The organism is Bradyrhizobium sp. LB13.1, from assembly GCF_054056815.1.
Map to the genome: position 1 here is coordinate 1326661 of NZ_JBSRYQ010000001.1, position 24506 is coordinate 1351166.

Annotated in this window: 14 protein-coding genes and 5 pseudogenes; 9 read left to right on the forward strand and 10 right to left on the reverse strand. The window is 62.8% G+C overall.

Going from position 1 to position 24506, the window contains the following annotated elements:
• Positions 1 to 20: 20 nt before the first annotated feature.
• Positions 21 to 332 carry an ArsR/SmtB family transcription factor gene (locus tag ACVWYI_RS06185; protein WP_456661506.1) on the reverse strand — a complete coding sequence of 104 codons (312 nt, stop codon included), beginning with the start codon at positions 330 to 332 and terminating at the stop codon, positions 21 to 23.
• A 94-nt stretch (positions 333 to 426) separates the two neighbouring features.
• Between ACVWYI_RS06185 and ACVWYI_RS06190 the strand changes: the two genes are divergently transcribed.
• A complete protein-coding gene (locus tag ACVWYI_RS06190; protein ID WP_456661507.1) occupies positions 427 to 1179 on the forward strand; it encodes an SDR family NAD(P)-dependent oxidoreductase in 753 nt (250 codons plus the stop codon).
• Between the two features lie 218 nt (positions 1180 to 1397).
• On the opposite strand, the gene ACVWYI_RS06195 is transcribed toward ACVWYI_RS06190, so the two are convergent.
• Positions 1398 to 1892 carry a hypothetical protein gene (locus ACVWYI_RS06195; protein ID WP_247344361.1) on the reverse strand — a complete coding sequence of 165 codons (495 nt, stop codon included), beginning with the start codon at positions 1890 to 1892 and terminating at the stop codon, positions 1398 to 1400.
• A 301-nt stretch (positions 1893 to 2193) separates the two neighbouring features.
• On the opposite strand from ACVWYI_RS06195, the gene ACVWYI_RS06200 reads away from it, so the two are divergent.
• From ACVWYI_RS06200 to ACVWYI_RS06210, 3 genes are all read left to right on the forward strand, one after another.
• Positions 2194 to 5250 carry an ATP-binding protein gene (locus ACVWYI_RS06200; protein WP_456661508.1) on the forward strand — a complete coding sequence of 1019 codons (3057 nt, stop codon included), beginning with the start codon at positions 2194 to 2196 and terminating at the stop codon, positions 5248 to 5250.
• 361 nt (positions 5251 to 5611) lie between these two features.
• The gene (locus ACVWYI_RS06205) at positions 5612 to 6766 is read left to right on the forward strand and encodes an OpgC domain-containing protein (protein WP_456661509.1); all 1155 of its coding nucleotides are present in this window, start codon (positions 5612 to 5614) and stop codon (positions 6764 to 6766) included.
• A gap of 32 nt (positions 6767 to 6798) precedes the next feature.
• Positions 6799 to 7287, forward strand: a complete 489-nt coding sequence (locus ACVWYI_RS06210; protein ID WP_247344075.1) for a DUF2059 domain-containing protein — start codon at positions 6799 to 6801, stop codon at positions 7285 to 7287.
• A 9-nt stretch (positions 7288 to 7296) separates the two neighbouring features.
• Here ACVWYI_RS06210 and ACVWYI_RS06215 read toward each other — a convergent pair whose 3' ends face one another.
• The 6 genes and pseudogenes from ACVWYI_RS06215 to ACVWYI_RS06240 form a co-directional block, all read right to left on the reverse strand.
• Positions 7297 to 8793 carry a sugar ABC transporter ATP-binding protein gene (locus tag ACVWYI_RS06215; protein ID WP_456661510.1) on the reverse strand — a complete coding sequence of 499 codons (1497 nt, stop codon included), beginning with the start codon at positions 8791 to 8793 and terminating at the stop codon, positions 7297 to 7299.
• Entirely contained in the window at positions 8790 to 9887 is a 1098-nt protein-coding gene (locus tag ACVWYI_RS06220; RefSeq protein ID WP_456664484.1) for a hypothetical protein, read from the reverse strand. The genes ACVWYI_RS06215 and ACVWYI_RS06220 overlap by 4 nt, the downstream gene beginning before the upstream one ends.
• Positions 9884 to 12008 (reverse strand): annotated as a pseudogene (locus tag ACVWYI_RS06225) (ABC transporter permease). The gene ACVWYI_RS06220 and the pseudogene ACVWYI_RS06225 overlap by 4 nt, the downstream one beginning before the upstream one ends.
• Positions 12009 to 12083: 75 nt before the next feature.
• Positions 12084 to 13100, reverse strand: a complete 1017-nt coding sequence (locus tag ACVWYI_RS06230) for a sugar ABC transporter substrate-binding protein (RefSeq protein ID WP_456661511.1) — start codon at positions 13098 to 13100, stop codon at positions 12084 to 12086.
• Between the two features lie 53 nt (positions 13101 to 13153).
• Positions 13154 to 14126, reverse strand: a pseudogene (locus ACVWYI_RS06235) (ABC transporter permease).
• 41 nt (positions 14127 to 14167) lie between these two features.
• Complete coding sequence (locus tag ACVWYI_RS06240; RefSeq protein WP_456661512.1) at positions 14168 to 16057, reverse strand: AMP-binding protein; 1890 nt, start codon at positions 16055 to 16057, stop codon at positions 14168 to 14170.
• A gap of 268 nt (positions 16058 to 16325) precedes the next feature.
• Here ACVWYI_RS06240 and ACVWYI_RS06245 point away from each other — a divergent pair, with 268 nt between their 5' ends.
• On the forward strand, positions 16326 to 17270 hold the full coding sequence (locus tag ACVWYI_RS06245; protein WP_456661513.1) for a helix-turn-helix domain-containing protein: 945 nt from the start codon (positions 16326 to 16328) through the stop codon (positions 17268 to 17270).
• A gap of 47 nt (positions 17271 to 17317) precedes the next feature.
• Here ACVWYI_RS06245 and ACVWYI_RS06250 read toward each other — a convergent pair whose 3' ends face one another.
• Positions 17318 to 18523 carry an ABC transporter substrate-binding protein gene (locus ACVWYI_RS06250; protein ID WP_456661514.1) on the reverse strand — a complete coding sequence of 402 codons (1206 nt, stop codon included), beginning with the start codon at positions 18521 to 18523 and terminating at the stop codon, positions 17318 to 17320.
• A gap of 164 nt (positions 18524 to 18687) precedes the next feature.
• Here ACVWYI_RS06250 and ACVWYI_RS06255 point away from each other — a divergent pair.
• From ACVWYI_RS06255 to ACVWYI_RS06265, 3 genes and pseudogenes are all read left to right on the forward strand, one after another.
• Positions 18688 to 19457 (forward strand): annotated as a pseudogene (locus ACVWYI_RS06255) (FadR/GntR family transcriptional regulator).
• A gap of 114 nt (positions 19458 to 19571) precedes the next feature.
• Positions 19572 to 21181, forward strand: a pseudogene (locus ACVWYI_RS06260) (acyl-CoA synthetase).
• A gap of 15 nt (positions 21182 to 21196) precedes the next feature.
• Positions 21197 to 22204, forward strand: coding sequence for a zinc-dependent alcohol dehydrogenase family protein (locus ACVWYI_RS06265; RefSeq protein ID WP_456661515.1), 1008 nt, complete (start codon positions 21197 to 21199; stop codon positions 22202 to 22204).
• A 47-nt stretch (positions 22205 to 22251) separates the two neighbouring features.
• Here the strand turns inward: ACVWYI_RS06265 and ACVWYI_RS06270 are convergent, their stop codons facing one another.
• Positions 22252 to 23451, reverse strand: a complete 1200-nt coding sequence (locus tag ACVWYI_RS06270; RefSeq protein ID WP_247441699.1) for an MFS transporter — start codon at positions 23449 to 23451, stop codon at positions 22252 to 22254.
• A 180-nt stretch (positions 23452 to 23631) separates the two neighbouring features.
• Here ACVWYI_RS06270 and ACVWYI_RS06275 point away from each other — a divergent pair.
• Positions 23632 to 24437, forward strand: a pseudogene (locus ACVWYI_RS06275) (MBL fold metallo-hydrolase).
• The last annotated feature ends 69 nt before the right edge of the window (positions 24438 to 24506 follow it).

The window sequence follows — 24506 nt, forward strand, 5'->3', positions numbered from 1 at the left end:
GCAACAGTGGGCGAATGCCCTCAGTCCGGATAGCTCAGGATCATTTTCAACAGTTTCGGAAATCGCGCGTTGATGTCCTCCTCGCGCAAAACGTTGCGGTGCTGGACGCCTTGCTTGGACGTCCGGATCAGGCCGGCCTCCCGCAGGATCCGGAAATGGTTCGACAGGGTCGACTTCGCCATGTCAGGGCAAGGCGCCGCCTCGGTGCACGACATGCAATCGCTCTGCGCGGCCAGGCTTTTGACGATGCGCAGCCGCATAGGATCCGCGAGCGCGCCTAGCACCCCGGCCAGTGTGATCTCGCCCCGCGATGGGTGAACGAACTGCACCATGCCTAAAATATAGCACCTCCCTTGAACTCATTCAATAGTTCACTAGTATTGAACTATTGAATATCGGCGTCGTGCCGGATCATGGAGATATGTGATGACCAAGAGACTCGAAGGAAAAGTTGCGCTCGTGACCGGCGCATCCAAAGGCATCGGTGCCGAAATCTCCGCCCGGCTCGCGGCCGAGGGTGCGGCGGTCGCCGTCAATTACAGCTCCAGCAAGCAGGCCGCCGACCGCGTCGTCGCCGCCATCGTCGCCAAGGGCGGCAAAGCGGTCGCCATCCACGGCAACTTAGCCGATACCAAGGACGTGAAAAGCGTGGTCGCGGAAACCGTGAAGGCGTTCGGTGCGATCGATATCCTTGTCAACAACGCGGGCGTTTACGAGTTCGCACCGCTCGAGGGCATCACCCCCGAGCATTTCCATAAGCATTTCGACCTCAATGTGCTTGGCCTGCTGCTGGTCTCGGGTGAAGCGTCGAAGCACTTCAACCCCAATGGCGGAAGCATCATCAACATCAGCTCCGGCGTATCGACCATCGCGCCGGCGAACACCGCCGTCTACACCGCGACGAAAGCATCGGTGGACGCGATTTCCTCCGTGCTGTCGAAGGAGCTGGCGCCGCGCAAGATCCGCGTCAACGCCGTCAATCCGGGCATGATCGCCACCGAAGGCGTCGTGTCGGCCGGCCTGCACGAGGGCGACATGCGCAACTGGATTGAATCCACCACCCCGCTTGGCCGCATCGGCAAGGTCGAGGAGATCGCCGCCGCGGTGGCCTTCTTCGCTTCGGACGAAGCCTCTTACATCACGGGCGAGACACTTCACGTCACCGGCGGCCTTCGCTGAATTTGTCGGTTTACATGAGGAAATGGCCCGTCTCGCGCGGGCCATTTTTTTGCCTGGAGCTCAAGGCAGCTCAGAACTGCGTCATTGCCTTCCCGTCCGCCCCGATCAGGCTCGACGGCGAACGGGGAGATCCTGGGTTCATCACCTCCCGCGTGCCTGTGGGGCGCGCGGGAGGTGATGACAGCCATTCTGCTGATCGCGTCGAATGTGTCCGAAGATCAGGGTCTGTGCGGACAAACCATCGTCAGATAAAGCAGCGTCGGCGCCTTGTCCTCGCCATCGCGATACTCCCACTCCAGCCGGATCTCATGCCGATGCGCGTAGGCGTCGCTCGCCTTGTGCGTGACGATCTTCGTCTTCATCGGGATCGGCGGCTCGGAGTTGAAGCATTTCCGGACGCAGGCATCGAGCAGATCGCATCGCGTCAAGGGGATCACGCCCGGCTCGTCGCTGGACAAGGGGATCGTGTTAGGCTGGGTGCTGAGGTCGACGCGAGCCCGGCCCTTTTCCTTGTGCCAGTACGCAGCGCTTCCCTCTGGCCATCTGTCTGGCGGCGTCAAGATCAGGTGGTATTGGCCGTATTCCAGCGTCGGCAGGTGGATGTCCGGGGACGCCTTGAGGATGTCCACGCTCCGTTGCATGTTTTCCAGCGGGAAATAATTCTCGTTCATCAAATCTTTGAATGAAGCCCCGGTATATGTTCTTGAGCCCATCGCCTTTTCCTTCAATATGTTCTTGGCTTTATGTTCTTGGCTTTGCGAAAATACGTACAACTCCAGCGACGCCGGTCAGCTTGGCCAATCCTCGCGCCGTCGAAATATGTGCCCCATCTTTGTTGGGATTTGCTTACGCTACCACTCAGGACTGAGTTTCGTCCAGATCGCCAACCGCACCGTGCCCCGCTAACGGTGAGGAGCGAGGAGCGATTGCTAAGCGGTTTTCGACAGGTATTCTTATCGAGAGTTGCTCGCGGATTCTGGTCGACAGAATGGCCGCGACCTTTGAGGCGCAGGAATGAATTGCTTCACGTGTCAGTCTGCGATCGGTCCGGACGATAGCTGGTGCTCCAGATGCGGGGCCGCGGTGCGTCAGCGGGTCGACCCCGACAGCGAACGCCGGTTTGTGACGATTCTTCGCGCCGATGTCATAGACTCCACAGGTCTTGTTGCCGAATTGGAGCCGGAGGAGGCTGTCTCGCGCCTCGAGCCGGCATTGGCGGCCATGAGGGCCGCGGTACGCCAGTTTGGCGGCATCGTCAGCAAGGAGCTGGGAGACGGGCTGGCTGCAGTCTTTGGCGCTCCGATCGCCGACGACAACCATGCGCCCCTTGCCTGCCATGCGGCGATCGAGCTGGTCCGGCGCGTCGGCAGTTTGGGGGATCCCGGGCTGCAGGTCCGGGTCGGTCTGCACTCCGGCCATGTCGTTGCCTACATGGTCTCCAGCGAATTTTCCAAGGTCTACGAGATCGGCGGCGCTGCCCAGCATCTGGCCGCGCGGCTGGAGACGGCAGCCGAGGCGAACCAGATCTACGTGTCCGAAGCCTGCCAGAAGCTTGCGGACGGGCATGTCCGCTTTGATTTTCTTGGCCGCAAGACCCTGCGCGGTTTCAACGAAGCTCTGCCGGTCTATCGGATCATTGGAGCGAGCGATCTTTCGAGCTGGCGGGTGCGACGCGCTCGTAGCGTCTCCCGGTTTGTCGATCGGACGACGGAGCGGGCGCTGCTATGGCGCGCTGCGGAGAAGGTTGTCACTAGCGGGCAGACTGTTCTGCTGATGGGTGATGCGGGAATTGGAAAGTCGCGGCTTGCGCACGAATTTGCGCAGGGCCTCAGGGCTGACGGCTGGCGGTTGCTCGACGTCGAGTGCAGCCCAAATCTTCAGGGCGCGCCATTTAGCACCCTGAAGCGACTGGTGCTTTCTCTCCTGGAGGCAGTCTCCAAGGACTCAGACCGCCTGGCAGACCCTCGAAAGGAATTGTCGGCGGTCCATCAGTTTGCAATCGACGCGGTGCTGGATTTGCCCATTTCCGATCCGCGTTGGAGCGAATTGGAGCCCTACGCGCGGGGACGGGCGATTTCGGAGGCAAGCTGCGCAATCCTGGAAGGCGTAGCCCGCCATAACGGCACCGTTCTTCTCATCGAGGATCTGCACTGGGTTGATCGAGCCAGCGACACGGTTATTGCCGCCATAGCGTCGCTGCAGGTGCCGAATCTGTTCGTTTTCCTCACGAGCAGGCCGAACGGAATGCCGGAATGGATCGCGCGTTGTCATGCAGAAGTGATCGCGATGCGGCCATTGGATGATGAATCCGGAATGGCCATGTTGGCCGACATGCTCGGCACGTCCGTGACAAATGCAGGCTTGAAGAACCGGATCATCTCTCACACGGCCAATGTTCCGCTGTTCATCGAGGAGGTCTGCCGTGGTCTGAAGGATAACGGTACACTTCGCGGCCAGTGGGGTGATCTGGCCCTGGTGCGTCCTATAGAAGAGCTGGGTATCCCCACAAGTATCCAAGGTGTGATTGCGGCGCGACTCGATCGGGTGTCGAGGCAGGAGCGCCTGGTTTTGCAGGTCGCGGCCGCATTGGGGCCGCGATCGAGCGAAGCCGTCGTGCGGAGAGTCTCGGACTTGCCCGAAGACGCCCTGCGGGACTGCCTTGCAGCGCTCGATCGGGCCGAGCTGCTGGTCAAGATCGATAGCGACATCGCGGACTCGCTTGAGTTTCGACACGAGATGGTTCGCCAGGTGACCTACGAGTCGATGGTCGAAAAGGTCCGCGAGAGCGTACATGCGCGCGTTCTTGCGGCATTCGAGAGCGACGAAATATTGAGAGATGATCCTGACGCTCTCTGTTACCACGCAATGCGTGCCAAGGACTGGCCCAAGGCGTTCGACTACGGAAGAAGCGCCGCACAGAAGTGTCTTTTGCGCTCGGCATATGCAGACGCGGTCGACTACTTCCGGACCGCGATGAGTTCACTCGATAAGACGCCAATAACGAGTTCGAGGGAGACGAATGCCATTGATCTCCGGATGGAGGCGCGCATGGCGTTCATCTGGTCCGGTCGGGTTGCCGAGTGGGTCGATCTGGGAAAGGAAGCTGACCAACGGGCCAGCGAGATCGATGATGTCGGCAGAAGGGTTGCCGCCAAGACGGTCATGGCGGGTGGGCAGAACTTCTATGGGACGCCTACGGAGGCCGTTACTCTTGGCGAGGAGGTCGTTGGTCTTGCCGAAGAGTCCGGCAACCCGGGTTGGCGCAACCTTGCGCAATACAATCTCGGGCAGGCCTATTTTCTTGCCGGGCGCTATCGCGAGGCGGAGCGGACTATCGCGCGAGCCCGTGCCCATCTCATGGGGCCGGAAGCGAGTGCGCCTTTCGGAACTCCCCCCAAATACACACTCCTTCTCTGCTGCATGATGAAGAGCTTCACCCACACCGTCATGGGCGAGCTCGATGCCGCCGAGCAGCTCCAGCGCGAGGCCGCGGCGATCGCGGAGGAGACGGGCCGGCCCTACGACCGTGTCGCCGCTGCCTATAGCGGCGGCTGGCTGAAGCTCGGCCGTAACGAGCCGGCGGCGGCCGCGGCCATTCTCGAAGACGGTTTTGTGCTTGCGCAAAAGCACGGCATCCGGCTGTTCGTGCCGGTGCTCGGCTGTCACCTCGGCATGGCCTATCTGGAGCAGGGGCTGTTCGACCGGGCGCGCGGCATGCTGACCGAAGCGCGCGAGGAGGCGAAGGCGGTCGGCTATACCTCGGCGGTGCTGCGTAGCTCGATCTACCTTGCGCTCGCCACCCACCGCCTCGGCGACATCCAGGCCGCGCAGAACATGCTGCGCGAGGCGCGCAACACGGCGCGGCAGCAGGGGTTTTCCGGCCTGGAAGCCGAGGCCCTGTTCGGCGAGGCCGTGGTGACCTCGCCGTCGACTGCAGAGGCCAGGGCGGCCATCCTTGCGGCCCTGCGCGCGACCATCGCGATCGCCACTGAGAGCGGCGCGCTGCCGCTCCAGCACAAGGCCGAGGCGATGCTGAACGAGATGGTGGCGCGGGACGACGAGCTGACCTGAACTCTGCTCCCCGTTGGATCGGCCGCCGCAGCCGAAATCTGCCCGACGCGTCAAATAAATCCGGCAGGCGACGCAAGGGTTTAGCTACTGTGCATGGGGTTGTTTTCGCCCTTTTTTTGAAGGGTCTCCCATTGTGCAACGCAGAGACGGTCCGCTTGTGCGGACCGCTTTGATGAAAGCCTCTTGCGCGCACAGCAAGGTCGGCTACCGTCGGTCCTAGCCGCAGGGGCAGGCGACATTTCGATTCAAGTTTTTTAGCATCCGATTTTTCGGCGCCCCGCGACGGCGCGACGCCCACCGAACGAGGCGGGCCACGATCTCACGGGACCAGTCAGCGCTGCTTGCGCCGGTCGAGCGCGATTTGCGGCTCGATCTCTTCCGCGGCATCGGATTGTGGATGATCTTCCTCGACCACATCCCGCACGACGTCGTGGCCTGGCTGACCTTGCGCAATTACGGCTTCAGCGACGCCGCGGAGTTCTTCGTCTTCATCTCCGGCTATCTGGTCGGCTGGATCTACGGCCCGATCGTCGCAGGCGGCTGGTTTCTCGCGGCGCTGAAGCGGCTGTGGCGGCGCGCGGCCGAGATGTATGTCGCTCACATCATGCTGTTCCTGCTGTTCACGGCGCAGATCGCCCGCACCGCGCGCCGCTTCGACAATCCGATGTACGAGCACGAGTTCAACGTGTTCAATTTCCTGTCGCATCCGGACGAGCTGATCGGCCAGGCGATCCTCTTGAAATACAAGCCGGTCAATCTCGACGTGCTGCCGCTCTACATCACGCTGGTGTTCGTCGCGCCCTTCATCGTCTGGTGCCTGGTGCGCCGGCCGAACCTGACACTCGCGACGTCGGTGGTGCTTTATGCGCTGTCGCGCTGGTTCGACTGGAACGTCGCCTCCTATCCGCCCGGCACGACCTGGTACTTCAACCCGTTCTGCTGGCAGCTGATGTTCGTGTTTGCGGCCTGGTGCGGCATCGGCCAGATCGACAAGGTCGCGACATGGGTGTGGTCGAAAGCGGCGATGGGGCTGGCCGTGGCCTGGCTCGCCTTCGCGCTGCTGATCGTGATGACCTGGCATGTCCCTGCGCTCGAAGCCCTGGTCCCGAAATGGATGATCAAGGCGATCTACCCGATCGACAAGACCGATCTCGACATGCTGCGCTTCACGCATTTCCTGGCGCTGGCGATGTGGGTGACGCATTTCGTCTCGCGCAAATGGCGGGCGCTGCACGGGCCCTGGCTGAGGCCCGTCATCCTGTGTGGCCGGCATTCGCTGCCGATCTTCTGCCTGGGCGTATTCCTGTCGTTCTCGGCGCACTGGATCCTGACGCAATACACCAAGGGCGTCTGGGAGCAGCTCGCGGTCTCCGCCGTCGGCATCATCATCATGATCGCAGCCGCCTGGCTGCTCGACCGGGCCAGACGAGTGCCGAACCTGTTCGTGAAGGTGACGGAGGTCGAGGAGGCCGACGCCACATTGCAGACCGCGCCGGCGGCAACTGCCGGTCGTTGAGCATCGCCAGCCTGCATCTCGTGGAGAGGTTCATGTCCAGACGTTTGTTGACGATCGCCGGCGCCCTCCTGCTCCTGATCAGTGACGCCGCGGCCCAAGCACCCTCGCCGGAGGCGATGAGCGCGGCGCGCAAGCTCGTGGTCACCTTGAAGATCGCGGATCAATATCGCGCGCTGTTGCCGCAGCTTCTGCTCAAGCTCCGGCCCGTGGTCGCGCAGGACAGGCCGGAGATCGAGCGCGACTATGACGCGATGACGGCACCCGGCTCCGAGATCTACACCCCGGCGCTGACCTCGATGGTCGACCAGGTCGCCGCCCTCTATGCCCAAGGCTTCAGCATCGACGAGCTGCGCCAGATCGAGGCCTTCTATGCCCAGCCGGCCGGGAAGAAGTTTCTGGAGAAGTCCGATGCGCTGGCGCAGGCAAGCGCGCAGATCGGCCAGGCCGTCAGCCAGAAGGCTGCCGACGAGTTAAAGCAGCGCCTGATCGAGGCGCTGCGCCAGAAGGGGCACAAGCTGTAGACAGCTCTCTCAGTGGATAGCCGCGTACATGATCCTCTCCTCAGTCGCGTCCTGCGCGGAGAATTCCTCCACAACCTTGCCCTGGCGTGAGACCAGGATCCGGTCGGAAAGGGCCATGATCTCGGGCAGATAGGACGAGATGACCACGACCGCCTTGCCCTCGTCGGCAAGCTGGTTGATCAGCTCGTGGATCTCGACGATGGCGCCGACGTCGACGCCGCGCGTCGGCTCGTCGAAGATGATCAGGTCCGGCTCCTGCACCAGCGATTTTGCGATCACGACCTTCTGCTGATTGCCGCCGGAGAGCTCGACCACCTTGCCGTGGTCGCCGATGGCGCGCACCCCAAGTTTCTTGATCCAGCGCTTGCCGACCGTCTCGGTTTCCCGCCGCGACAGCATCATGCGGCCCTTGGGGAATTTCGACAGCAGGCCGAGATAAATGTTGCGCGCGATCGAGGACGTCTCGAAGAAACCCTCGACCTTGCGATCCTCCGTGACATAGGCGATGCCGGCCTTGACCGCCGGCGCCGGTACCCGGTAGCGCACCGGCTTGTCGTGCAGCAGGATTTCTCCGCCGTGGAAGAAGTCGCGCTTGAGCACGCCGGAGACGATCTTGAAGGTTTCGGTGCGCCCCGCGCCGACCAGGCCGAACACGCCGGTGATCTGTCCCGCGAACACCGACAGTGAATTGTTCTTCACCATCGGCGCCATCTTCAAGTTCTGCACCGTGAGCACGCGCGCACCGGCCGGCCGCACGTTACTTTTCCTTGCGCCGTAGAGCGTGTTGGAAAGGTCGCGTCCGACCATGGCCTGCACGATTGCGGCACGGTCGAATTTTGCGGCGTCGTCGGTCACGACATGCTTGCCGTCGCGCAGTACCGTGATGCGGTCGGCGAGCAGCAGGGCCTCTTCGAGGGCGTGCGAGATGAAGACGATCGAGACGCCGCGCTTCTTGAGATCACGGACGAGGTCGAAGAAGTATTTCTTCTCTTCCGGCGTCAGCGATGCGGTCGGCTCGTCGAAGATGATGACCTTGGCGCGGTGCAGAACCGCGCGCGCGATCTCCACCATTTGCTTCTTGGCAGCTCCAAGGCCGCTCACGGTCGCAGTCGGCGTGACGTCGAAATTGAGCGATTGCAAGAACTGTTGTGCGGCGATGTAGATGCCGCGCAGGCGGTTGTAAAACTTCTCCTGCCCAAGAAACAAGTTCTGCGCGACCGTCATAGTCGGCACCAGGCTGTTCTCCTGGAACACCATGGCGATGCCTAGATTGCGCGCCTCCAGCGGCGTCCTTGGTGCGACGTCGACGCCGTCAACCGTCATGGCGCCTGAGGTCAGCGTCACCACGCCCGCCATCACCTTGGTCAGGGTCGACTTGCCGGCGCCGTTCTCGCCGACCAGTGCGTGAATCTCGCCGCGGCGGAGGTCGAAGTCGACCCCGTCGATGGCGGGCACGCCGGCGTAGAGTTTTGTGGCCTTGCGCAGCGAGAGCATGATGTCGCTCATGAACCAAACTCCTCGGCAAGGCCGGCGAGGGGCAATCTCAGGACACGGCCCGGCCCCTTGGCGATCAGGACGAGATCGTCGCCCATCTCGATCGCCGCAACGACGCCGTGATTGACGCCGTCGACCCGGCTGTGCAGCGAGTAAAGCGGCTGGCCGTCGGCGTCGAGCCGGATGACTAGCCCATAGGAGCGCGGCGGCGCCCACGGCTTGATCACGCCCATGGTCTTGATATGCGCGCCCTGCATCGGCTCCTTGAACGATAGGCCGGAGCGCAGGCGCGGCGCGACCCAGTACTCTGGATCGATTTCGGCCATCATCCGTCGCCGGTAGGCCGGCTCGCGCAGCACGAACTCGATGAGCTGGGTGCGCGCGGTGAAGGCCGTCAGCCAGTAGCCGCCGCCCGAGGCCTTCGCCAGCCGCGATGGATAGACGGGAAGGTGAGCAAGCATTGTCTGCGGTGCAGCGCCCGGCGCCATCAGGACGAGGCGGTGACGCCAGCTCTCGCTGACCAGCACGCCATGGCCATGCGCGCAAGCGCCGAAGGCATGGCCGAGCCCTTGCGCCAGCGGCGTCACGGCTTTGCTGCCGGGATCCAGCCTGAACACGCGGCCGCTCCGGTTGAGCTCCATCAGGTCGCGCGCCCAGTCGTCGACGCCGCATGTTGTGGAGCCGTCAGTCGCAATGAGCGTACTGTCGTCCGCGAGCGCGAGCGCGTTGATGGCGTTGAACGCGCTATCGGCAAACGTCGTGCCTGGCTGCTCGGCCGCAGCGTTTGCGTAGAGATGCACCTCGCGCCCTCCGAGCGCGACTGCGAGGCCGCCGCCGGGAAGAGTACACAGGGCCGAGATAGGCCGATCGAAGCTACGGACCTCTGATGCCGAGACGCCATCCAGGCGCATCAAGCGCGGACCATCCGCAATGAAAAGCTTGCTTCCATCGGTGGCGATGTCCTCGGGCGCTTCGCAGGTCAGCAAGATCTCCGCCGATTCCAGCTTCTGGTTGGGCTTCAATGCGCCGTCAAAGGACGGCACGGTGATGGTGGCGTCGCCCCGCCCGAGAAAGCGGTTGGCGAACTCCCTGACAGCCGCGATCACGATTGCTTTCCCCACCTCTTGTCGTATTGGACGAAGTTCGGATCGGCGTTGTCGAGCTTGTAGCGGCCGATCCGGTTGTTGAGGATGCCGCCCAGATAGAGATAGCCGCGATGCTCGCGCATCGAGGTGATCATCGGATGGTTTTCGCCGCGCAGATCCCAGAGCGATTCGACGATCTTGCCCTGCTCGTTGAACTTGACCACGCAGCCTGTGTTGATGTTGGGGAACAGCCACTCATCCACGGGCACGCGTTTGGCCATGCGTCGCCGGAAGCCAGGCATTTTCCAGGCGAGGTCGAGCGAGGGGCTGCGCATGCCGACCAGCGCCAGCCAGTAATTGCCATCCGAGGCCAGGTTGATGTTGTCAGGGTAGCCCGGCAAATTGTCCATCACCACCTCGATGGCATCCTTCTTCGGTCCCGCGAACCAATAGCGCTTGATCGAGCAGCCGAACGTTTCGGCAAACAGGATCGACTGGCCGTCGCTGGCGACGCAGATGCCGTTCGGGAATTTGAGGCCGCGCAGCTCCGTGCGTGTCGTGCCGGTCTTGGTGTCGTAGGAAATGATGCGTCCGTTGCCGCGCGCCTCGAGGCCGTCGATCGGCCATTCGTCCATCTCGTAGCGCACAGTCGCCTCCGAGAAGAAGATGAGGCCGTCGTCGGTGATGTCGAGATCGTCGGCGAGCCGCAGGCGGCTGTCGTCGTTGACCGAGCGCATGCTGCGGTTGGTCTCGTCGGTCACCTTTTCCACCGTTCCGTCGGGCCTGACGCGATAGAGTCCCATGCCACCGATGCAGATGTAGAGGTTGTCCTCGCGGTCGAAGGCCATGCCGAGCGGCTGGCCGCCGATATGGGCGAACACCTCCATCTTCTGATAGTCCGGTGCGAGAAAGCGGATGATGTCACCGTGGGCGCGAACCCGCATAGAGATTGTCGTGGCGATCGAGGATGACGTCTTCGGGTGCCTCGATCCGTCCGAGGCCGATCAGCTCGACGTTACGCAGCTTGTCGTTCTGCTCGAACGGGCCGCCTTGCCCGATTTCGGTCGGTGGGGGCGGTGGCAGCGCGTGATAAGTGGGCGCGACATAGACTTTGCTGATGATGCGTGTGCGGTTCTTCTGCCAGCGGATATCGACCATGGCAGCGACAAGCAGGATACCGGCGAGCGCCATCCGGTTGACGCCGCCGCGCGCGTTCATGGTCGTCAGGCCGTTGGTGATCAGGAGTACGATCAGCACCCCGACGGCTGATTTAGCCACCGAGCCCTTGCCGCCGCCGAGCGTGATGCCGCCCAGCACCGTTGCGGTCACCACGATCACCTCAAGTCCGACGCCGATGTCGCCGCCGACGGTGCCGAGCCGGGACGCGAAGAACAGCGCGCCGATGCTGGTCAGCACACCGCTCGCGACGTAGCAGAGCGCAATGGTGCGGCGGACGGGAATGCCGGAATTGTAAGCCGAACGGCGCGAGCCGCCGATCGCGGTGATGTGCCAGCCCGGACGCAACCGCGTCATGAAGATATGACCGAAGATGGCGATCACGATATAGACGAGCGCCACGGTCGGAAAGCCGAAGACACTGCCGCCGCCGATGAAATCCCAGGACGGAATGTCGGGAAGGGACGACGCGATCGCGTTGGAATAGCGCTGGATCAGGAGATCGTAGGCCGAGCGGTAGATGATCAGCGTGATCAGCGTGGTGATGAAGGCCCGTAGCCGCAGATATCCGATCAGCACACCATTGACGGCACCAAGCAGCGCGCCGCAGAGCAGCGTCGCGGCGACCACCGCCGGCACCGGCCAGCCCAATACGTCGAGCAGATAGAGGGCGCAGAAATCTGTTAGCGCGAAGATTGAACCGACGGAAAGATCGATTCCGCCGACGATGACCACCAGCGCCAGCCCGAGCGCGATGAAGCCGATCTCTCCGGCCTGGCGCGCGGTGTCGGCGAGGCTCGCCGGCGACAGGAAATTGTCGATGGATCGGCTGAGCGCGAGGCCAATGATCAGGAGAAGGATCACCGGGATGGCTGTCTCGGTCCATCGCTTGGACAGAATTTCACCGAGCAGATGATCAGGCCAGTAGCGGTAACGTAGGCTCGTCAGGGTATCGCGCATCGGCATTCCAGGACCTTGCAAATTTCGAGCGACGTCCCGGGCGCGAAGCGGCCCGGGACGCTTGGGTCTGGTGTCGTGGGATTATTTCTTGAGGTCGCTGAGATTCCAGCAGGCCATCTGGCTATCGGCGTTCTCCTTGGTGATCGGAATCAACGTCGTGTATTCTGAGCCCTTGATCGAGCCGGGCTTGACGCCCGAGGACAGCAGCCATTTGATCGTGCCGGCCATCTGCGCGGCCTGGGTTGGTACGTCGTAGCTCATGTCGAGGTCGAACGCGCCTGATTTCACCAGCTCGCACGCGCCCTTGCGCTCGCCGCCGCCCGAGGTGGCGACGAACACCTTTCCGGTGAGGCCTGCTTCCTTGACGGCCGCCGCGGTGCCGATATCCATGCCGTCCCAGAAGCCGACGATGCCGCAGAGATCGGGATTCTGCTTCAGCACCGTTTGCGTGATCGCCTTGGCCTTGGCCGCGTCCCAATCGGCGGCTTGGCTGGACACCACCTTGACCTCGGGATGCTTGGCGAGCACGTTCTCGACGCCTTTCAGCGTATAGGCGCTCGCTGCCGCCGACAGCGCCCCCTGGATGATCGCAACCTTGTTCGACTTGCCCTCGCAGGCCTTGACCACGGCTTCGGTCTGGCGTTCGCCGATCTCGACCCAGTTGGCGCCGACGAAGGCCGAGCTCCGGTAGGCCGAGCCCATGTTGATCTGGATGACGTAGATGCCTTCGTTCTCGGCGCGCTGCAGCAGCTTGGCGTAGGTCTGCACGTCCGGATTTTGGACCACGATCACCGCCGGCTTCTCCGAGATCAGCGACGTGACGGCCTGCGCACCGGCATTGGTATTCCAGTTGGCATCGCGGATCACGAACTTGACGCCGAACGGTTCGAGCTCCTTCTTCAGGCCGGCATACCAGCCTTCGGTGAGGTCGAAGTTCATGGCAACCGGAACATAGGCTACGGTCTTGCCGGCCAGGGCTTCCTTGAACGGCTTCTGGAACGGCTCGTCCAGGCCCTGTTGGGCCAGGGCCGGTACGGTCATTGCCGCGAGACTCAGTGCGGCCACGGTCGCCTTTGTCGGGCTGCCGAAATGTTTCATTGCTTCCTCCTCGGTTATAGTTGTCGTTCTCGTTGTCGTTCTCGTTGGGTCGTTCAGATGTCGCCTTGCTGTGCCGTTTCTTCGTTGCGCGGATTCAAGAAAGAGTCCGTGATGACGGCGAGCAGCAGGACCACGCCCTTGATGAGATTCTGTCCGGCGTAGGAAATGTCCATGATGGTCATGCCGTTGAGCATCGTGCCGATCACGAGCGTGCCGATCACGACGTTCAGCACGCCGCCGCGGCCGCCGGATAGCCCGATGCCGCCAAGCACGACGACCAGGATGACGTCGTAGATGAGCGTCGAGTTGAAGATGCGGGTCGGCATTGAATTAACGGATGCGGCCATTACCAGACCGGCAAAGCAGCCGATCAGGGCGGCGACGACATATTGCAGCACGATGATCGGCCGGGAGGGAATGCCGGTGACACGCGCGGCGTAAGGGTTATCGCCGATTGCATAGATATAGGCTCCCCAGCGCGTCTGGCGCAGCAGGAAAGAGACTGCGATACAGGCGAGCGCGAACATCACGATTGATGTTGGAATGCCGAGGATGGTGCCTTGTCCGAGCCGCTCGAAGCCGTCCATGCCGGGGCTCCACTGCACGACGTCGAGCTGAAACAATGCGGTCTGCCCGAGCCCGGCGAGCAGCAGGCCGGTTGCGAGTGTCGCAAATAGCGAGGGGACCTCCGCATAGGGCAATCAGCCAGCCGTTGATGAGGCCGAAGGCAATCGTGAGCAGCACTGCGGCCAGCAGCGAGGCCGGCAGCGAATGACCGTTCTGCACCATCTGCAGCACCAGCCCCGGCGGCACCGCGAGGGCTGCGATCAGCGAGATGTCGATGCCGCGTCCGATCACGACGATCGCCATGGCAAGGCCGAGTATGCCGAGCACCGCCACGTTCTGGAGCAGCGTCAGCATGTTGTCGGCGGTCAGAAAGCCGCGCAGGAAGATCGAAAAAACGAGGAACAGCAGCGCGAAGACGGCGAAGACGATCTCTTGCTGATTGAACCGAAAGCGTTTCATCCCCGTTTTGCCTTTCTTCGACTTCGGCCTCTGTGGGTCCGTCAGGACGATCGGGTCTCTATGCGATAGGTTTGTGGAAGCGTCGCCAGGCTTTCGGCAAGTACCTTAGCCCGTTCCTGATCATTGGAGTCCACCGAGATGTGGACGAGTGTGTTCAGCCTGGCGTCCCTCTCGACGAGAATGTTTGCCGCGGTGTCCGGGCTGAAGATGCGGTCGAGCTCGGTCCTGACCTTCTCCCGTACGGCGAGGTCACGAAGCATGGGCTTGAAGATCTTCCCGACGGCGGTGACTGGCAGCGCTTCGAGCAGCACGACCCGCTTCGGCCGCGCAGGAGGTTCATTGACGTTGCGTTCGAGATGCTCGCGCAGCTGCGGCAGATCGATCGTCTGCCCCGGAGACGGCACCACGAAGAGAATCGGAACCTCGCCGGCATAGGCGTCCGGCATGCCGACGGCCGAGCTTATCTGCACGCCGGGGAAGGCGTTCGCGACATCCTCGATTGCGGCAGGGTCGATGTTGTGACCGCTGCGCACGATCAGGTCTTTCTCGCGGCCGGTCAGCACCAGGCGCTGATCCGGGGTGAGATATCCGACATCGCCGGTGACGATCCATTGGTCGCCGGTCAGCACGCCTTTGTTGTGCTGGGGGTCGATGTATCCGGGAAACACCTGCGGTCCGCTGACGAGGACGAGACCGCTGGTGAGCGGCGGGCAGTCTTGCTTCAGGTCGGCATCGGCCAGAGAAACGATTCTGGTCCTCGCAAACGGCGCCCTGAATCCTACGCTGCCCTGTATGGGTGTCCCGCGGCCGGGATTGAACGCGATCGCTGCTGCGGTTTCCGTCATGCCATAGGTCTCGAACAAGGTAATCCCGGTTCGCGCCTGAAACCTCTCGCTGATGGCCTTCGGAGCCACGGCCCCGCCGGTGAGGGCCATTCGAACCGAGCTGATATCGGAGGATCCGATCGGCACCTCGGCAAGCGCGGCAATCGACGTCGGCACGCCGCTGACGATGGTTGCGCGGAAGCGCTCCACGGTGTGCCAATAATCGCGGATCGCATCCGGACTTCTGAGAGCGTAGGGCGAGGGAATGATGACATGGCCGCCCGATGCGAGAATGGACAGACCGAGTGTTATCGTGCCGCCGACGTGAAACAGCGGAAAGCCATTCACGGCGGCATCTAGCTCGTCCAATCCGTGAACCTGCGCAAAGCTCCAGGCGGCATGGATCTGGTTTCCATGCGTCAGGCGCACGAGCTTCGGCCTTCCGGTCGTTCCGCCGGTGTGGAAGAGTGCGCATACGGCTTGGCGATCTGTCGACGGCTGGAATTCGAGAATGTCCGGCGCACCTGCAATCGCCTCATCGAAGCTCAGAAAGTGGCCAATCGAGCGGCTATCCTTGCCAAGCACGAAAATCGTTCTGAGTGACGGGACGCGCTTCGCGACGTTAGTTGCATTGGTCCAGATCGCGCGATCGGCCGCTTCGGAAGCAACGACCAGCACGGTTGCGTTCTGTGCCTCGAGCAGGTCGGCAATCGCATCTTCGTTCAGGAGAAAATTGATCGAGCTGGCGACGCCCGCGATTTGGGCGCCAAGCAGCGCCGGGAATAGCTGCGGAAGGATCGGACAGAGAAACGCGATCGTTCCGCCATTCCGGTTGATCCCGTGCGACCGGAACAGGTTTGCCGCGCGGGCGATTTCCGCGAGCAACTGCCGATGCGTCAGCGTGACGTCGCCCGGTTCGCGCGAGCCTTTGGTCAAAACCGTTAGCGCAGGCCGATCAGGATGCAGGCGCGCCGTTGCTTCGAAGAGATGATGAAGATTGCGGGCAGGAACGAGAGAATCGTAAGACCGCCGCTCCAGCGCTTCGATATCGGCGATGGCCTTGATCGGTTGCGTGAACCGCGTCGTGATCGGCAACGCGCTGCTCACGGGCACCGCCATTCAAGCGGCACGGCAGATTGTGCAGCGGTTGATCTGACCTGATGCAAGCGAACGTTTCCCGCCTATTTCGTTGTCCGTTTTTTGTTCTTCATAGGCCACATGCCCGGAGGCGGCTTGCTCCGGAGTGCAAAGCTTTTGCTTCTCCGCGCAAACCGGTCTTGCGTGCAGACGGCGGCCATCTAGAATCTCTTTGCCTGGCCGACTTGTGCGATGCACAAACGACGTTCATCCTGGCCTCGCAATGGATGGGCCGACGATGAACCTGGTATTTTCGACAGACGATCTGGAGCCGTCCAAGCGCTACGCTGCGTGGCAAGGCGCTATTTGCGATGTCTACGTCCATGTCGACGTAAATGCCGAGGAGCGATCCGACTACCACGGCTTCATTCGCGAGGCGCGGTTCGGCGCAGTTACGATGACAGACGTACTGCTGTCCGAACAGCGCATATCCCGACGCGAGCGGCATATCGCGAAGCTCGACAAGGATTGCTACTACGTCGAGTTCGTCCAGCAGGGCCGGGTCAACGTCCTCCAGGCCGGCCAGACCCTGCTCTCGAATCCCGGTATGGGCGCGATCTTCTCGGCCTCGGAGGCCTATGATCTGGAGTGCATCGGCAAGGTGCGATCGCTCTACCTCGAGATTCCGCGCCAGGAATTCTCGGCGCGCTTCAGCGACGGACGCCTGCCTGTCGTCACGACGATGGCGACGAGCCGGGGCCTCGGACGGATTGCCGCCGAGTTCTGCGCCACGCTCGCGGCCCAAGGAGGTCCGCTGGATGAGACCGTAAGGACCCGGCTCGGCGGTGAGCTGATGGACGTGCTGGCGCTCGCGCTCGACATGGGCGACCGGGACGAATTCTCGGAGGATGTCGGCGCGCAGCAGGCCCGTCTGCGCTCGGTCAAAGCCTGGATCGAGACGCACCTCACGGACGCGGACCTGTCGCTCGAGAAGGTCGCAAAGAACAACGGCGTCTCGCTCAGGCATCTGCATTATCTCTTCCGGCTCACCGATGTCTCGGTGTCCGAATGGATTTTGGATCGCCGGCTGCAGCGCTGTTACGACGTCCTGACCCGTCCCGAGTTGCGCTCCCTGTCGATCACCGAAGTTGCCTATCAGTTGGGATTCAGCAGCTCGTCGTACTTCAGCACGGTCTTTCGTAGGAAATTCGGGCACAGCCCATCCGACTTGCGACGGCGCTAAAGGACCTGCACCGCGCGAGGCGATGCAGGTCGGTGGTTGCGAAAGCATTACTTCACCAGCGGGCAACCGCCGTCCTTGAGCGGACGGAAGGCCTGGTCGGCAGGCACCTCGGCGAGCAGCTTGTAATAGTCCCAAGGCCCTTTCGATTCCTCGGGCTTCTTCACCTGGAACAGGTACATGCTGTGCACCATGCGGCCGTCCTCGCGTAAGACGCCGTTGTCAGTGAAGGCATCCTTCACCGGCAGCTCGCGCATCTTGGCCATCACCGTCTTGGTGTCCTTGGTGCCGGCGGCCTGCACGGCCTTCAGGTAATGCAGGGTGGCGCTGTAGGTCGCTGCCTGGTTCATCGTCGGCATGCGCTTCATGCGCTCCATGAAACGCTTGCCGAAGGCGCGGGACTTGTCGTTGAGGTCCCAGTAATAGGCCTCGGTGATGATCAGTCCCTGTGCGAGCTTCAGCCCTAAGCTGTGCACGTCGGAGATGAACATCACGATCGCAGCCAGGTTCTGGCCGCCGGCGACGATACCGAACTCACCGGCCTGCTTGATCGCGTTGATGGTGTCGCCGCCGCCGTTCGCCAGCCCGATGATCTTGGCCTTGGATGCCTGGGCCTGGAGCAGGAAGGATGAGAAGTCCGCGGTGTTGAGCGGATGCTTGACGCTGCCGAGCACCTTGCCGCCGGCGGCCCTCACGACGTCGCCGGTGTCGCGTTCGATCGAATGGCCAAATACATAGTCGGCGGTGAGGAAGAACCACCTGTCGCCGCCGTTCTTGACGATGGCGCTGCCGACCGTGTGCGCGTTGGAATAAGTGTCGTAGGTCCAGTGCGCAGTGTAGGGCGAGCAGGACTTTCCGGTAATGTCGGAGCTCGCGGCGTCCGTCACGATCATGATCTTCTCGTATTGCTTCGACAGCTCCATCACCGCGAGCGCAGTGGCCGATGTCGGCAGGTCGATGATCATGTCGACGCCTTCGGTCTCCCACCATTTTCGCGCGATGGTCGAGGCGACGTCGGGCTTGTTCAGCACATCGGCAGAGACCATGTCGATCGGCTTGCCGAACATCTGCCCGCCAAAATCCTCGATCGCCATTTTGGTGGCCTCGACATTCCCCTGGCCTCCGATGTCGGAATAGACCGAGGAGAAGTCGGAGAGCACGCCGATCTTGAGCGGCGCCTGCTGGGCGGAGGTGGGGGTGATCAGGGCAGCCGACAGCAAGCCGGCCGCAGACACGAATGCTGCGATAGGTCTCATGGATACGTTTCCTCTTGAGCGGGACTATGCTGTCCCTTTGTCCGACAAAGTTAGAGGCGGGTTCCTCAGGAGTCAATTTGTTGCATCATCGGCACGAATGACGCAGTTTGACGCGCCCACCACCGTTCCTATAGTTTGTCCGACAAACGCCATTGGAGCCAGATTTGCCTCTCGCGCCGCTCTTCCGTCCGATCGATGTCGCGCCCGCCTATCAGAAGGTCGCCGACGCCATCGAGCGCGAGATCGTCAATGGCCGCATCAAGCCGGGCGATGTCCCATCGGCACCGAGCACGATCTGGTGCGCCAGTTCGGCGTCAACCGTTCGACCATTCGCGAAGGCATTCGCGTGCTGGAGGAGGGCGGGCTGATCAGCCGCGATTCCTCGCGACGGCTGCATGCCTGTCTGCCACGCTACACCAAGCTCGCGAGCCGTCTCAGTCGCGCGCTTGTGCTGCACGAGGTCACTTTCCGCGAGCTCTACGAGGCCTCGATGACGCTCGAAGTGGCGAGCATCGAAGGCGCGGTGGAGCGGGCGACGGAGGAGAACCTCGCAGAGCTCGCCGATAACCTCGTGCGCAGCGAGGCCGTGGTCAGCGATCCCGCGATGCTTGCCGAATGCGATGCCGAATTCCACGTGCTGGTTGCCAAGGCCTCGCAGAACCGCGTGCTCCAGCTCGCGCGTGAGCCGGCCGCGCAATTGTTCTATCCGACCACCGAGATGATCGTCGCTGGTGTGGCCGAAGGCGGCCCGCGCCTCGTCGCCGCGCATCGCCATCTCATCGAGGCGATCCAGCGCCGCGACCGCGAGGCGGGCGTGCTCTGGACGCGCCGGCACTTGCAGGATTGGCGGCGCGGTTTCGAGAAGATCGCTTCGCTCGACCGTTCCGTCGAGCATATGTACATGGAGCACGCGCAAGCGGTCCGACGCAGATAGCGCATGATCCGGAAAAGTGTGGAGCGGTTTTCCGGGAGGATCATGCGCAAGAAAAGACAAGCCGCAAGACTTCAAGCAAAATCCAGCAAAAAAAGACATCACACGGAGGGACACATGACCGGCGACATCGTAGCCACCATCTCGAAGGCCCGCGAGCATTCCATCGGCGATCTTCTGCGCCGTTCGGCGGGCCGCGAGCCGGACAGGCTTGCGGTGAGCTGTGGCAATGTGAGCTGGACGTTTGCCGAGATGGACGCAATCTGCAACCGGCTCAGCCGCGGTCTGCTCGGCCTCGGCGTCAAGAAGGGCGACCGCCTCGCCGTGCTGTCGCGCAATTCGCCACGCCTTTGCGGCGCTCCGGTTCGCGGTGGCCCGGATCGGCGCGGTGCTGGTGCCGATCAACTTCATGCTCAATCCGGACGAGATCAACTTCATCCTGAAGAGCTCCGGCGCAAAGGTGCTCGCGGCCGGTCCTGATTTCGTCGAGCCCGCGCGCGCCGCAAGCGCCAGGGATTGTGCGGTCGAAAAGTTGATCTGGCTGCCGGGCGAGGATCCGGCCACGGCGCCCGCGGGCCTCACCACCTTCGACGATCTCCTCAGCCCCGACGCTTCGTTCCTGGAGGTCGACAGCCGCGATCTCGCTCAGATCGTCTACACCAGCGGCACGGAGTCCCTGCCCAAGGGCGCGATGCTGACCCATGATGCCGTGATGTGGCAATATGTCAGCTGCATCATCGACGGCGGCATGAGCGTGGAGGACAAATTCTTGCACGCGCTGCCGCTCTATCACTGCGCGCAGCTTGACGTGTTCCTGGGGCCGCAATTTTATCTCGGCGCCTCGCGGCGTGATCACGGGCAAGCCGACCGCCGAAAACATTCTGTCGTTGATCCAGGCGCACAAGATCACGTCCTTCTTCGCGCCGCCGACGATCTGGATCGCGATGCTGCGCTCGCCGAACTTCGACAAGGCCGACCTGTCGACCCTTCAGAAGGGCTATTACGGCGCCTCGATCATGCCGGTGGAGGTGTTGCTCGAGCTCCAGCGGCGCCTGCCCAACGTCAAGTTCTGGAATTTCTACGGCCAGACCGAGATAGCGCCGCTCGCGACCGTGCTGGGTCCCGCGGACCAGCTGCGCAAGGCGGGCTCGGCCGGCAAGCCCGTGCTCAATGTCGAGACGCGAGTCGTCACCACGTCGATGGAGGACGTCAAGATCGGCGAGGTCGGCGAGATCGTGCACCGCTCGCCGCATCTGCTCTCCGGCTATTACAACGACCCGGTCAAGACGGCGGCGGCGTTCTCCGGCGGCTGGTTTCACTCGGGCGACCTCGCCATCGTCGATGAAGAGGGCCACATCACCGTGGTCGATCGCGTCAAGGACATGATCAAGACCGGCGGCGAGAACGTCGCCAGCCGCGAGGTCGAGGAGATGGTCTATCGCATCCCCGCGGTGTCCGAAGTCGCCGTCGTCGGCTTGCCCGATCCGCGCTGGATCGAGGCGGTGACTGCCATCGTCGTGGTCAAGAGCGGCGAGAAGCTCGACGAAGATTCCGTCATCAAGCACTGCGCCGGCCAGATGGCGCATTTCAAGGTGCCCAAGCGCGTCATATTCGTCGATGCCTTGCCCAAGAACCCGAGCGGCAAGCTACTCAAGCGCGAGCTGCGCCAGCGCTTCGTCGGGGGCGAGACGCTCGACAAGGCGATCCAGACAAATTTTGGCACCTGAGGCGGAGGGATCGCCATGAAAGCCTGGCAAGTTGCGCGTGACTGGTCGATCGAGGGCCTGCAGCTGGCCGATCTGCCCGAGCCCACACCTGGCGCGGGGCAGGTCGCGGTGCGCATGCGGGCGGCATCTGTGAATTATCGCGACCTGCTCACGGTGCAGGGGAAGGGCGGCGTCACCAGATTGCCGCTGATCCCGTTCTCGGATGGCGCCGGCGAGGTGATCGCCGTCGGTAATGGCGTTGTCCGTGTCGCGGTGGGTGATCGCGTCTGTCCGATGTTCTTCCAATCCTGGATCGACGGGAAGGTGTCGGCCACCAGCCGTCGCTATGCGCTCGGCGGCACGCGGCCCGGCGTGCTTCAGCAGGTCATGGTGCTCGACGCCGAGGGCGTCACCCATATCCCGTTGCATCTGTCTTTCCGGGAAGCGGCGACGCTGCCCTGTGCCGGGCTCACGGCGTGGCGCGCGCTGTTCGAGGAGGCCAAGGTGCAGCCCGGTGACACGGTGCTGGTGCAGGGTACCGGCGGCGTGTCGATCTTTGCGCTGCAATTCGCAAAGCTCGCCGGTGCGAGCGTGATCGTGACCTCGTCAAGCGACGAGAAGCTCGAACGTGCCAAGGCGCTCGGGGCGGATCACACCATCAACTATCGTTCGGTGCCCGAATGGGGCAAGGCGGCTTCGGAGTGGACCGGTGGCGGCGTCGATCATGTCGTCGAGGTCGGTGGCAAGGATACTTTTGCGCAATCGCTCGAGGCGGCGCGGGTCGGTGGCAACATCCTGGTGATCGGCGTGCTCACAGGCTTCTCCCAGCAGATCGCGATTCCGAGCCTGTTTTCCAAGAACCTGCACGTCATTGGTCTGTCTGTCGGCAGCCGCCGCATGTTCGAAGGTATGAGTGCTGCGATCTACCGCAATGGCATGAAGCCCGTGATCGACCGCGTGTTCGGCTTCGACGCCGTGCCCGACGCGCTGCGGCTGATGCAGCAGGGTGGCCATTTCGGCAAGATCGTGGTGGAGTTCTCTTAGGAATGCGCTGGGGCGTCGGAGCGAGCGCTCGTCCCGCAATGACGCTCTCAATACTTCTTCACGGCCGCGCCGAACGCCAGCCACAGCGCCATCGACGCGAGCCCGAAGCCGCCGAGCAGCAGGAAGGTCGGGCCATAGCCGATCCATTGTGCGATCCAGCCGCCAAGGGCGGGACTGAGGCTCGCGCCAACGCCCTGCACGGTGATGACGGCGCCTTGTCCGAGATTGATGCGGCCGGTGCCGTTGAGCGAGCGCGCGACCATGCCGGGGACGGCAACCGTCTGGAGCCCGGTGCCGATACCGTCGAGCACCTGCATCGGCACGACGCCCCACCATCCCGTAACGAAGAAGGCGAGCACGCCGCGGATCGGCAGGAACATGAAGGAGACGAGAATGACGGGCCAGTAATTGCGCTTGCTCGCGACCTTCATGGCGATTAGCGAGGTGACGATCATCACGCCCTGTGCGATCACCACGGTGGTGGCGACGAAGCTCGGGCCGTTGGCCTGTCCGTCGGCCACCGCCGCAAGACTGTAAAGCGGAACGATCGCAGCATTGCCGAGATGGAAGAGGGCGAGAGCCAGCGCAAGGACGAGCAGCGCCTTGTGCTTGAGCAGGATCGTGAGCGCATCCGGTTGGCTGTCGGGGTCATCCTCCTTGCTGCCGCGCGCGGCGCGGTCGTCGATCGTCTTGGCCGGTATCATCAGCACGCAGGCGATCGCGATGGCGCCGAACGCGGCGGCCAGCACGAACACCGAGACGTAGCCGAATTGATAGCCGAGATAGCCCGACAGCGCCGCGCCGACCATGTTGCCGGCATGGTTGAACGCCTGGTTGCGGCCGTTCAGTGCATTGAATCCCTTCTGTTTCGCGATGCCGAGCGTGATACCTGTGACGGCCGGCACGATCGCGGCGCTCGCCAGCGATTGTGCGACCTGCGAGAACGTCACCGCCCAGAAATTCTGCGAGATCAGGATGATCGCGGACGCAAGCACCACGCAGATGCCGGGGATGACCACCCACAGGCGCTTGTTGCGGCTGGAATCGATGAACCCGCCAATCGGCGTCGTGACCAGCATGCCCGCGACGTTGCCGATCGTCATCGCGGTGCCGATCAGCCCGCTCGCCCAGCCGCGCTCCTGAAGGAACACTCCGACGAACGGTCCGATGCCCGACTGCATGTCGGCCATGAAGAAGTTGACTGCGAACAGCGGCCAGAGGCGGGACGGGGCGGGGCGCGATGTCATCGAGACGCTGAACGTATTGCTGCCAACCGACTATGGTCTCGTGCAAGACTGACGGCCGGCCAATTGCGCCGGGGCGGACCAGAAAGTAACCTGCGCTCAGCGCGTTGGTTCCGGCCGCGCCTGCGATTGAGGACGGGAATGTTGCCTCGCGCCGTTCCGGTCTCGTTCTGGATCATGATCATGCCCCTCTGGACCTGCGAAACCTGCGGCGCGCAATTCCCGGACGGCGAAAATCCGCCCCCGTCCTGTCCGATTTGCGAGGACGAACGGCAATTCGTCGGCTGGAAGGGGCAAACTTTCCTCACGCGCGAGGCGCTCGGAGAACGTCACCGCCTGGTCTGGCGCGAGGATCTCGGCCTGACCGGCATCGCGCTCGAGCCAAGCTTTGCCATCGGCCAGCGCGCGCTGCTGGTGCCGCTCGCGGGCGGCTGCCTGATGTGGGACTGCGTACCGCTGGCGACGCCGGAGGCGATCGCGCATGTGCGGTCACTCGGCGGGCTGAAGGCGATTGCGATCTCGCATCCGCATTACTATGGCGCGCTGGCCGACTGGAGCGAGGCGTTCGGCGGGGTGCCGGTCTATTTGCACGCCGATGATCGCCAATGGGTGACGCGTCCACATTCATCGATCGTGCACTGGACCGGTGAAAGCCATCGTATCTCCCACGATGTGCTGCTCCTGCGCACCGGCGGTCATTTCGCCGGTGCCACCATGCTGCACCATGCGCGCGGTGCGGACGGCAGGGGTGCGCTGCTCACCGGCGATATCGCGCAGGTGACGATGGATCGCCGCTTCGTCAGCTTCATGTACTCCTATCCGAACTACATGCCACTCAATGCCGCGGCGTGGTAAGACGGATTGCAGCTGCGGTCGAGCCGCTGGCGTTCGATCGCATCTACGGTGCGTGGTGGGGCCGCAACATCGCCGCAGGCGCCAAGGTCGCATTCGCGGCGTCTGTCGCGCGCTATCTGGCGGCCATCGCCTGAGCCGACGCGCGATCGGATTCACCTTGCCGGTCCATAATAAATGGACTATAAGTACAGTTATTAAGCGTG